The sequence below is a fragment of the Streptococcus sp. k-402 genome, assembly GCF_013277515.1.
Lineage (GTDB): Bacteria > Bacillota > Bacilli > Lactobacillales > Streptococcaceae > Streptococcus.
This window is the reverse complement of record NZ_VMNB01000005.1, coordinates 146,305-155,136: the sequence shown is the minus strand read 5'-3', so window position 1 is coordinate 155,136 and position 8,832 is coordinate 146,305. Positions and strand designations below refer to the sequence as shown.

The window sequence follows — 8,832 nt, the reverse complement described above, 5'->3', positions numbered from 1 at the left end:
GACAGATTTATTGTTTTTTTCATTGTTCAGTACTACAACTTCAGTTGTAGTGCCCTGCACATTGGTTCGTCTTGTTCAGTTTTCAAAGGTCTTTGTCACTCATTTCTCTCAAGCGACAACTATATTAGTATATCACAGTCGCTTTCGCTTGTCAACACTTTTTTGAAACTTTTTTAATCTTTTTTTCATCAAGTGCTTCAACCGCAACATACCATAGTCCGTACGGGATTCGAACCCGTGTTACCGCCGTGAAAAGGCGGTGTCTTAACCCCTTGACCAACGGACCAGAGTTGTTATTTTCAACTCTTACTATTATACAGGCTTTTTAAACTTTGTCAACACCTTTTTTAAACTTTTTTTATTAATTTTACAACAGCTTCAGTTCGAGCTGTATGTGGGAACATATCAACTGACTGGATATAATGGACATTGTAGACTTCTACTAAGCGTACCAAATCACGAGCCAAAGTCGAAACATTACAAGAAATATAGACCATTTTTTCTGGTACATAAGTAAGAATAGTATCTAATAACTTATCGTCCAGACCTGTACGTGGTGGATCCACAATCAGTGCATCTGCCCGGTATCCTTCCTTGTACCAGCGAGGAATAATCTCTTCTGCTGTTCCAGCTTCATAATGAGTATTGTCGAACCCCATTCTTTTAGCATTTCGCTTAGCATCTTCAATAGCTTCTGGAATAATATCCATACCTCTGAGTGTTTTAACTTTCTTTGCAAAGGCAAACCCAATCGTTCCAACTCCACAATAAGCGTCAATCAAATGGTCTTCTTTATTAACATCCAAGGCTTTTACCGCCTCGTTATAAAGAACTTCTGTTTGTTCAGGATTTAGTTGATAGAAAGCTCGAGGGGATAGGGAAAATTCATAATCGAGTACACCTTCTTGAATACTCTCTTGTCCCCAGATAATCTCTGTCTTTTCACCATAAATCTCACTGGTTTTAGCTGTATTTGTATTAACAGCTACTGTCACAACCTCTGGAAAATCTTTAATTAAATCATTTACTAGTTGGGTTAAATTAAGCTGACGATTTGTCACAATAATAATCTGAACCTGTCCAGTCTTTCTTGCTCGTCGGACCATTATAGTTCTAACACCTAGAACTTTTCTCTCATCGGTGATTGGAATCTGGTGATAAGTAAGCAATTCTGCTAGGCGATTAGCAATCACTTGGGTTTCCTTGTCTTGTACCAGGCAATCTTTCAACTCTACTAAATAGTGAGAGTTTTGTGCATATAAGCCCGCCTTGACCTGATTCTTAAATTTTCGAGTCTGAAATTGTAACTTAGCACGGTAGTACTTTGGTTCCTGCATACCAATCGTCGGGCGGATTTCATAATTTTCATATCCTGCAGGGGCAAATTTTTTCAGCGCTTGATGAAGCAAGTCCGTCTTGAACTCCAGTTGCTTATCATAATGCAGGTGCATGATTTGGCAACCTCCGCACTCATTGTAAATAGTACAAGCTGGCACAACTCGAAATTTAGACTTCTTGTTGACCTTCAGTAATTTCGCCTCAACAAAGTTACGTTTAATAGAAGTAATCTGACAATAGATATCTTCTCCTTTGAGAGCACCAGACACAAAGACTAAGGTTTTTTGATAAAAGCCGATTCCTTCACCATTAATTCCCATGCGCTTGATTTTTAATGGTATTTTTTGTTTCACTTTCAGATTCATACCCCTATCTTATCACATTTTGAGTTATAATAGAACTATGAAAATCACAAAACTTGAAAAGAAAAAAAGACTCTATCTGATGGAACTTGATAATGGCGACAAATGCTATATCACCGAAGATACAATTGTTCGTTTTATGTTATCGAGAGATAAGGTGATAAGCGAAGAGGAATTGAAAGAGATTCAGGACTTTGCCAAATTTTCTTACGGTAAGAATCTGGCCCTCTACCATTTATCCTTTAAAGTACGCACTGAAAAAGAGGTCAGAGAATATCTGAAAAAATACGATATTGATGAAAACATAGTTTCTCAAGTCATTATTAATCTTAAAGAAGATAATTGGATTAATGATAGTCAGTACGCTTATGCTATCATCAATGCCAATCAACTTTCAGGAGACAAGGGGCCTTATGTACTGACTCAGAAACTAACACAAAAAGGAATTTCAAAATCCACTATAGAAGAGATATTGAAAGAATTTGATTTTTCGGAAGTTGCTCAACGTGTAGCTAATAAACTATTGAAAAAATATGAAGGAAAACTTCCAACTCGTGCTTTGCAAGATAAGATTATCCAGAATCTGACCAACAAGGGCTTCTCCTACTCTGATGCTAAAAATGCATTTGACCAATTAGATAGTCAAGTTGATGAAGAAACGACTCAAGAACTCATCTTCAAGGAACTTGATAAGCAATATGCTAAGTATGCCCGAAAGTATGAAGGATACGAACTGAAGCAGCGTTTAACTCAAGTTTTAGCACGAAAGGGCTACGATTTTTCGGACATAGCAAGCGCTCTTAGAGAATATCTTTAACATTTCCAAGTGAAATTCACAGATTTTAGATAATTTTATGGTACAATAGTAAATGATAAACTTATAAATTGTAGAAAGTTGGTTAGTTATGAAGCTTCCAAAAGAAGGCGACTTTATTACAATTCAAAGTTATAAGCATGATGGGAGTCTCCACCGAACTTGGCGGGACACCATGGTACTAAAAACAACAGAAAACGCCATTATTGGTGTCAACGATCATACACTGGTTACCGAAAGTGATGGTCGTCGTTGGGTCACTCGAGAACCGGCTATTGTTTACTTTCACAAGAAATATTGGTTTAATATCATTGCCATGATTCGTGATAATGGAACTTCCTACTATTGCAATATGGCTAGCCCCTACTATCTGGATGAAGAAGCACTGAAATATATTGATTACGATTTGGATGTTAAAATTTTTACAGATGGAGAAAAACGTCTCTTGGATGTTGAGGAGTATGAGCGTCACAAACGCAAAATGAATTATTCTGATGACTTGGACTATATTTTAAAAGAACATGTCAAAATTCTTGTTGATTGGATTAACAATGGACGTGGTCCTTTCTCAGAAGCCTATGTAAACATTTGGTACAAGCGCTATGTAGAACTAAAGAATCGGTAAAGTTGTCAAACTAGGGTGAAAGCCCTGGTTTTTTTATTTGAAAAACCCAGCTTTTCAACTGGGTTGGTCTCTATATATCTAATTTAGTAACTGTAAATTTGATATGGGAATAATCTTTTTCAACATCCTTATCCAGCAAGAAAGCTGTAGCGTCCTTCTTAACCTGAACCAAGTCAATATTCTGAGCTTGAGCCGCATAGACACATCCACAATAACATTGACGGTAGATGTCATACTCTTCACACATCTCTACTGAACGTTTGTAGCCTTGATTTTTCTTGAAATCACTTGGAAGATAGTGTGTTGTGTAAATTTTTTGCACATCAATTCCGATGCTGTTGATGGTTTGAGAATTCTTATGAGGACTGATGGTCAAGGCTGAGCCAAAGTAGTCAAAGCCCAAACCCATAGCCACTTGCGCTGTCTTATCCAGTCGGTAGTCAAAGCAAACCTTGCAACGGTCGCCACCTTCAGGCTCTTCTTCCAGTCCTCTGACTAACTTACGGTATTCATTTGGTTCGTAGGGAGCTTCTAGGTACTGAACCGTATTTCCTGTTCGCTCATTGAAATCACTGACGAATTTCTTGGTGACATAGGCACGCTTATGGTATTCTGCCTTGGGATGGATATTGGAATTAGCAAAATAGATGGTCACATCTGCATACTTGGTCAAATATTCTAGTGTATAGGTACTACAAGGGGCACAGCAAACATGCATGAGAATAGTTGGCCGCTGCTCATTTTTCTCCCATACTTGTACCATTTTCTGCATGACACGGTCATAATTAATCTTCTGATTGGGATTCATCTTGCTCAGAATTTCTTCTACATCGATCATGTTCTTCTCCTTTTTCTAGTCTTATTTTATCATATAAATTAGGAGAGCTCAAATCAATTTAGAAGTGAATATCATAAAAAGAGGGTTAGTCATTCCCTCCTTTTGTGTTTTTTATAAATTGTTTTCTATAGAAAGCTTACATCATCCCGCCCATCATGCTTGGATCCATTGCTGGAGCTGGGGCTGCTGGTTCTGGTTTATTGGCTACGACTGCTTCTGTTGTCAAAATCAAACTAGCTACAGATGCTGCATTTTGTAAGGCTGAACGGCTCACTTTAACTGGGTCGATGATTCCCTCTTCAATCATGTTGACCCACTCGCCAGTTGCTGCGTTGAAGCCTGTACCAACTTCAGCATTTTTCAAACGATCGATGACGATAGAGCCTTCAAATCCTGCATTGTGGGCGATTTGACGAACAGGTTCTTCCAAGGCACGGAGAACGATATTGCGTCCTGTTGCTTCATCTCCTGTCAATTCCAAGGCAGCAACTGCTGGAATCACATTGGCAAGAGCTGTTCCACCACCTGCAACGATACCTTCTTCAACGGCTGCACGAGTAGCGTTGAGGGCATCTTCGATGCGGAGTTTCATTTCTTTCAACTCAGTTTCAGTTGCGGCTCCGACCTTAATGACTGCAACACCACCTGACAATTTTGCTAAGCGTTCTTGCAATTTTTCACGGTCAAATTCAGAAGTTGTGGTTTCGATTTGAGACTTGATAACCGCAACACGGTGAGAAATGGCTTCAGGATTTCCAGCACCTTCTACGATAACCGTGCTATCTTTGTCCACAGTTACTCTCGCTGCTTGACCAAGAGCTTCAATTGTCGCATCTTTCAACTCAAGACCAAGGTCTTCTGTGATAACTGTTCCGCCTGTTAAGATGGCAATGTCTTCAAGCATGGCTTTGCGACGGTCACCAAAACCAGGTGCCTTGACTGCTACCACGTTGAAGGTTCCACGAATCTTGTTCAAAACAAGAGTTGGAAGAGCTTCACCATCTACATCATCCGCAATAATCAAGAGGGGACGATTGCTTTGGAGAATACTTTCTAGGAGTGGCAAGATTTCTTGGATATTTGAAATCTTCTTATCAGTAATCAAAATGTATGGATTTTCAAGATCAGCTACCATTTTTTCGCTATCTGTTACCATGTACTGTGAAAGGTAACCACGGTCAAACTGCATACCTTCTACAACTTCAAGCTCTGTTTCCATACCACGTGACTCTTCAATGGTGATGACTCCGTCTTTACCAACTTTTTCCATGGCTTCAGAAATGTATTCACCGACTTTTTCAGAACGAGAAGATACGGCAGCAACCTGAGCGATAGCTTCTTTGTTGGCAACAGGGATGGCATTGTTTTTCAAAGCTTCTACTGCTGCTGCAACTGCTGTTTCAATCCCACGACGAATACCGATTGGATTGGCACCTGCTGTGACGTTTTTAATGCCTTCACGGACGATTGCTTGGGTCAAGACAGTTGCAGTTGTCGTTCCGTCACCTGCGATATCATTGGTTTTAGAAGCGACTTCTGATACCAATTTGGCACCCATATTTTCAAAATGGTCTTCCAATTCGATTTCTTTGGCAATAGTTACACCGTCATTGGTGATGAGTGGTGAACCGAATGATTTTTCAAGGACGACATTTCGACCTTTTGGTCCCAAGGTTACTTTAACAGTGTCTGCAAGGATATCGACACCACGGACCATAGCTGAACGAGCATCAGATGAAAATTTAATTTCTTTTGACATACTTACTTTCTCCTTCTATTCTTCAATGATAGCCAAGATGTTAGCTTCGCCAACGATGATGTACTTTTCATCGCCGTCTTTGACATCAATACCTGCGTGAGCTTCAACTAAGACACGGTCTCCAGCCTTAACACTTGGAGCAACCAAATCACCGTTCAAGGTACGAACACCTTGTCCAGTAGCTACAACTTGGGCTGTTTTGGTTTTTTCTTGGGCTGAACCTGCGAGGACAAAACCTCCAACAGTTTGTTCTTTTTCTTCGATTTTCAAGACCACACGGTCTCCTAATGGTTTCAACATCTGTTTTCCTCCATGATGAACTACATATTATTAGCACTCTTTATAGATGAGTGCTAATTCATAGTTCTATTGTATCACTTGGTCAGAAATAGTCAAGAAAAAAGTCTGACTTTCTCAAGATAAAAAGCCTGAGACCAACTCAGACTTTTCAATGTTTAAAATGGCAATTCTTCCTCTTCCAAAACCAAATCTGCCAAATCCTGCCCTACGTTATTTTCACGCATAGCACGTTGGGCACGACTTTCCAAGAGTTGGAATCCTGTCACAAGGACTTCGGTCACGTAGTTCATCTGACCATTTTTCTCAAAACGACGGGTACGTAATTCTCCATCCACTGAAATGAGACTACCTTTAGTTGCGTAGCTTACCAAGGTTTCTGCTAGTCTGCCCCATAGAACCATATTGACAAAGTCAGCTTCACGTTCACCGTTTTGGTCTTTGTAACGACGGTTGACTGCAATAGTCGCGCGCGCTACTGACTTGTCATTGTTGGTTTTATGCAATTCTGGTGTAGACGTCAAACGCCCAATCAAGATAACTTTATTATACATATTTTTTCCTCCTACTTATCTATTCGTAGGAAATCAAAAAAAGTTACAGAAATTTGTAACTTTTCGAGGAAATTTTTTAGTTTTTATGAACCATGAAACCTGTCGCCTGTTGATTGGCCATTATGGTCATATCTGTAATCTGCACACGACGAGGTTGACTGGTCACATAGACTACTGTGTCTGCGATGTCTGGTGCCTGCAAGGCTTCGATTCCTTGGTAAACGGACGCAGCCCGCTCTTTGTCACCATGAAAACGAACTGTAGAGAAATCTGTTTCGACAATTCCAGGCTGAATGGTCGTCACCTTGATATCCGTTGCGATGGTATCAATTCGCAATCCATCTGAAAAGGTCTTAACCGCTGCCTTGGTAGCTGAGTAAACAGCGGCACCAGCATAGGCGTAGATTCCTGCGGTTGACCCCATGTTGATAATATGTCCTTGATTGGCTTTTACCATTGCTGGCAAGAAACAGTGAGTAACTGCCATCAAACCTTTGACATTGGTATCCAGCATGATCAACATATCGAGCTCTTCATAATCCTGATAGGGTGCTAAACCTAGAGCCAGTCCAGCATTGTTGACCAGAATATCAATCTTCCCTATCGTTTCTAGAATATCAGAGCAGACAGTCTTTACCATGGTCATATCCGTGACATCTAGTGGAAAGGTCCAGACAGTTTGATTTGGGAAGGCTCCTGAAAACTCAATTTTTAAGGCTTCAAGTCTGTCTGTCCGTCGTCCTGTTAGAACGACATTCTCACCCTGCTCCAGATAAGCACGCGCAATTGCTTCACCGATTCCTGATGTCGCTCCTGTAATCACTACATTTTTTGCCATCTTATTTCCTTCTATCTGCTCTATCAGATACTGACAACTTCCTAGGCAGTCCAGTGTTTAGCTGGGTCGAATGGTGTTCCGACAACTTGGTCTTCTGATAATTCAATAATACCACGTTTTTGCGGAGCATTTGGCAGATACAATTCACGAGGACTGCACATCATGCCAAAACTCTTTTCACCACGAAGTTCGCCTGGGAAAATGAGGTTGCCTTTGGGCATCATAGCTCCAGGAAGAGCCACAATGGTTTTCAACCCAAGACGCGCATTAGGAGCCCCTGCAACGATTTGTACAGTCTTGTCACTTGATACTGCAACTTGGCAGATGTTGAGGTGGTCACTATCTGGATGGGCTACCATCTCGACAATCTCACCAACAACAAACTTAGGTTCCTTGTCATTGACAATTTCTTCTGTAAATCCTTCCGTCTGCAATTCTTGATTCAAACGAGCGACTTGCTCATCTGATAAAAAGACTTGACCGCGCTCTGCAATTTCAAAGAAACTTGAAACTTCAAAAATATTCCAAGCCACTGTTTCCCCATTATCTTTGAGGAAAACACGAGCCACCTTGCCTTTGCGCTCCACATCCAGTTTGGCATCTCCGCTATTTTTCACGATGACCATAAGGACATCACCGACATGTTCTTTGTTATATGTAAAAATCATTGTTTCTATTTTCTCCTATTTCAGTCCTGCTAAAAAGTCATTAATTTGTTGCTTGCTTTTACGGTCGCGATTAACAAAACGACCAATTTCCTTGTCCTTTTCTAGAACAACAAGGCTAGGAATTCCATAAACATCCCAGAGTTTAGCCAAATCCATATACTGGTCGCGGTCCACCCGAATAAAGGTGAACTCTGGATTGGTTTCCTCAATTTCTGGCAAGGCAGGATAGATGTAACGACAATCGCCACACCAGTCCGCCACAAAAAGAAAGACCTTCTTGCCATCTTTTTCTACTAAAGATGCTAATTCTTCTAAACTTGCTGGTTGTATCATAAGACTTCCTCCTCATAGACTAGGTCTTCATTTTCATAGACAAAGGTATAATGACGGCCATCCTCAAAAATGACGCCACCAACCAAGCTCTCTAGACTGCTTTCATAGACTTGAACATAGAGGGTCGCAATTTCCCCCATATCTGAAAAATGGTCTCGCACAATCGCTGTCAACTCTTCCTGAGTCTTCATGAGCTTATGGTCATCTGCAACTTTTTTCGTAGCAAGGGCAAGGCTCCCAATACCAAGCAGAGCCAGACCTGCCATCCACATTTTTTTAGCTTTCATACCATTCATTTTAACACAAAAAAGGCTTTAGGACAAATGAGGAAGCAGCAGAAAAGCAAGTAAAAAGCCTCTTCCTTTAAGGAAAAGGACTTCTTATACTAGAGCAAACTAGGAAGCTA

At 40.5% G+C, this 8,832-nt stretch carries 11 protein-coding genes and 1 tRNA gene; 2 read left to right on the top strand and 10 right to left on the bottom strand.

Going from position 1 to position 8,832, the window contains the following annotated elements:
• Nucleotides 1-214: 214 nt before the first annotated feature.
• Both HT724_RS05100 and rlmD read right to left on the bottom strand, forming a co-directional pair.
• Nucleotides 215-286: transfer RNA gene (locus tag HT724_RS05100), tRNA-Glu, on the bottom strand.
• A gap of 61 nt (nucleotides 287-347) precedes the next feature.
• The gene (gene rlmD / locus HT724_RS05095) at nucleotides 348-1,703 is read right to left on the bottom strand and encodes a 23S rRNA (uracil(1939)-C(5))-methyltransferase RlmD (protein ID WP_173293555.1); all 1,356 of its coding nucleotides are present in this window, start codon (nucleotides 1,701-1,703) and stop codon (nucleotides 348-350) included.
• A 37-nt stretch (nucleotides 1,704-1,740) separates the two neighbouring features.
• Here rlmD and recX point away from each other — a divergent pair, with 37 nt between their 5' ends.
• A complete protein-coding gene (gene recX / locus HT724_RS05090) occupies nucleotides 1,741-2,517 on the top strand; it encodes a recombination regulator RecX (RefSeq protein ID WP_173275402.1) in 777 nt (258 codons plus the stop codon).
• A gap of 88 nt (nucleotides 2,518-2,605) precedes the next feature.
• A complete protein-coding gene (locus HT724_RS05085) occupies nucleotides 2,606-3,139 on the top strand; it encodes a DUF402 domain-containing protein (protein ID WP_000775321.1) in 534 nt (177 codons plus the stop codon).
• Nucleotides 3,140-3,209: 70 nt separating this feature from the next.
• Here the strand turns inward: HT724_RS05085 and HT724_RS05080 are convergent, their stop codons facing one another.
• The 8 genes from HT724_RS05080 to HT724_RS05045 all read right to left on the bottom strand — a co-directional run bounded on the left by HT724_RS05080 (nucleotide 3,210) and on the right by HT724_RS05045 (nucleotide 8,722).
• Complete coding sequence (locus HT724_RS05080; protein ID WP_084920455.1) at nucleotides 3,210-3,977, bottom strand: epoxyqueuosine reductase QueH; 768 nt, start codon at nucleotides 3,975-3,977, stop codon at nucleotides 3,210-3,212.
• A gap of 136 nt (nucleotides 3,978-4,113) precedes the next feature.
• Entirely contained in the window at nucleotides 4,114-5,736 is a 1,623-nt protein-coding gene (groL, locus tag HT724_RS05075) for a chaperonin GroEL (RefSeq protein WP_173275400.1), read from the bottom strand.
• Nucleotides 5,737-5,751: 15 nt separating this feature from the next.
• Nucleotides 5,752-6,036, bottom strand: coding sequence for a co-chaperone GroES (groES, locus tag HT724_RS05070; protein ID WP_000917320.1), 285 nt, complete (start codon nucleotides 6,034-6,036; stop codon nucleotides 5,752-5,754).
• Nucleotides 6,037-6,191: 155 nt separating this feature from the next.
• Nucleotides 6,192-6,587 carry a single-stranded DNA-binding protein gene (locus tag HT724_RS05065; protein ID WP_173275397.1) on the bottom strand — a complete coding sequence of 132 codons (396 nt, stop codon included), beginning with the start codon at nucleotides 6,585-6,587 and terminating at the stop codon, nucleotides 6,192-6,194.
• 76 nt (nucleotides 6,588-6,663) lie between these two features.
• On the bottom strand, nucleotides 6,664-7,425 hold the full coding sequence (locus tag HT724_RS05060) for an SDR family NAD(P)-dependent oxidoreductase (protein ID WP_173275393.1): 762 nt from the start codon (nucleotides 7,423-7,425) through the stop codon (nucleotides 6,664-6,666).
• Nucleotides 7,426-7,466: 41 nt separating this feature from the next.
• Complete coding sequence (ytpR, locus tag HT724_RS05055; RefSeq protein ID WP_023943328.1) at nucleotides 7,467-8,093, bottom strand: YtpR family tRNA-binding protein; 627 nt, start codon at nucleotides 8,091-8,093, stop codon at nucleotides 7,467-7,469.
• A gap of 15 nt (nucleotides 8,094-8,108) precedes the next feature.
• Nucleotides 8,109-8,426 (bottom strand): thioredoxin family protein, encoded by a 318-nt coding sequence (locus HT724_RS05050; protein ID WP_000615777.1) that lies wholly within the window; start codon nucleotides 8,424-8,426, stop codon nucleotides 8,109-8,111.
• Entirely contained in the window at nucleotides 8,423-8,722 is a 300-nt protein-coding gene (locus HT724_RS05045; protein WP_001815024.1) for a DUF4651 domain-containing protein, read from the bottom strand. The genes HT724_RS05050 and HT724_RS05045 overlap by 4 nt, the downstream gene beginning before the upstream one ends.
• Between the last annotated feature and the right edge of the window lie 110 nt (nucleotides 8,723-8,832).

What these genes read in the sequence shown, in the direction of transcription:
- rlmD (WP_173293555.1), bottom strand. Translation starts at nt 1,703, where the DNA reads ATGAATCTGAAAGTGAAACAAAAAATACCATTAAAAATCAAGCGCATG.
- recX (WP_173275402.1), top strand. Translation starts at nt 1,741, where the DNA reads ATGAAAATCACAAAACTTGAAAAGAAAAAAAGACTCTATCTGATGGAA.
- HT724_RS05085 (WP_000775321.1), top strand. Translation starts at nt 2,606, where the DNA reads ATGAAGCTTCCAAAAGAAGGCGACTTTATTACAATTCAAAGTTATAAG.
- HT724_RS05080 (WP_084920455.1), bottom strand. Translation starts at nt 3,977, where the DNA reads ATGATCGATGTAGAAGAAATTCTGAGCAAGATGAATCCCAATCAGAAG.
- groL (WP_173275400.1), bottom strand. Translation starts at nt 5,736, where the DNA reads ATGTCAAAAGAAATTAAATTTTCATCTGATGCTCGTTCAGCTATGGTC.
- groES (WP_000917320.1), bottom strand. Translation starts at nt 6,036, where the DNA reads ATGTTGAAACCATTAGGAGACCGTGTGGTCTTGAAAATCGAAGAAAAA.
- HT724_RS05065 (WP_173275397.1), bottom strand. Translation starts at nt 6,587, where the DNA reads ATGTATAATAAAGTTATCTTGATTGGGCGTTTGACGTCTACACCAGAA.
- HT724_RS05060 (WP_173275393.1), bottom strand. Translation starts at nt 7,425, where the DNA reads ATGGCAAAAAATGTAGTGATTACAGGAGCGACATCAGGAATCGGTGAA.
- ytpR (WP_023943328.1), bottom strand. Translation starts at nt 8,093, where the DNA reads ATGATTTTTACATATAACAAAGAACATGTCGGTGATGTCCTTATGGTC.
- HT724_RS05050 (WP_000615777.1), bottom strand. Translation starts at nt 8,426, where the DNA reads ATGATACAACCAGCAAGTTTAGAAGAATTAGCATCTTTAGTAGAAAAA.
- HT724_RS05045 (WP_001815024.1), bottom strand. Translation starts at nt 8,722, where the DNA reads ATGAATGGTATGAAAGCTAAAAAAATGTGGATGGCAGGTCTGGCTCTG.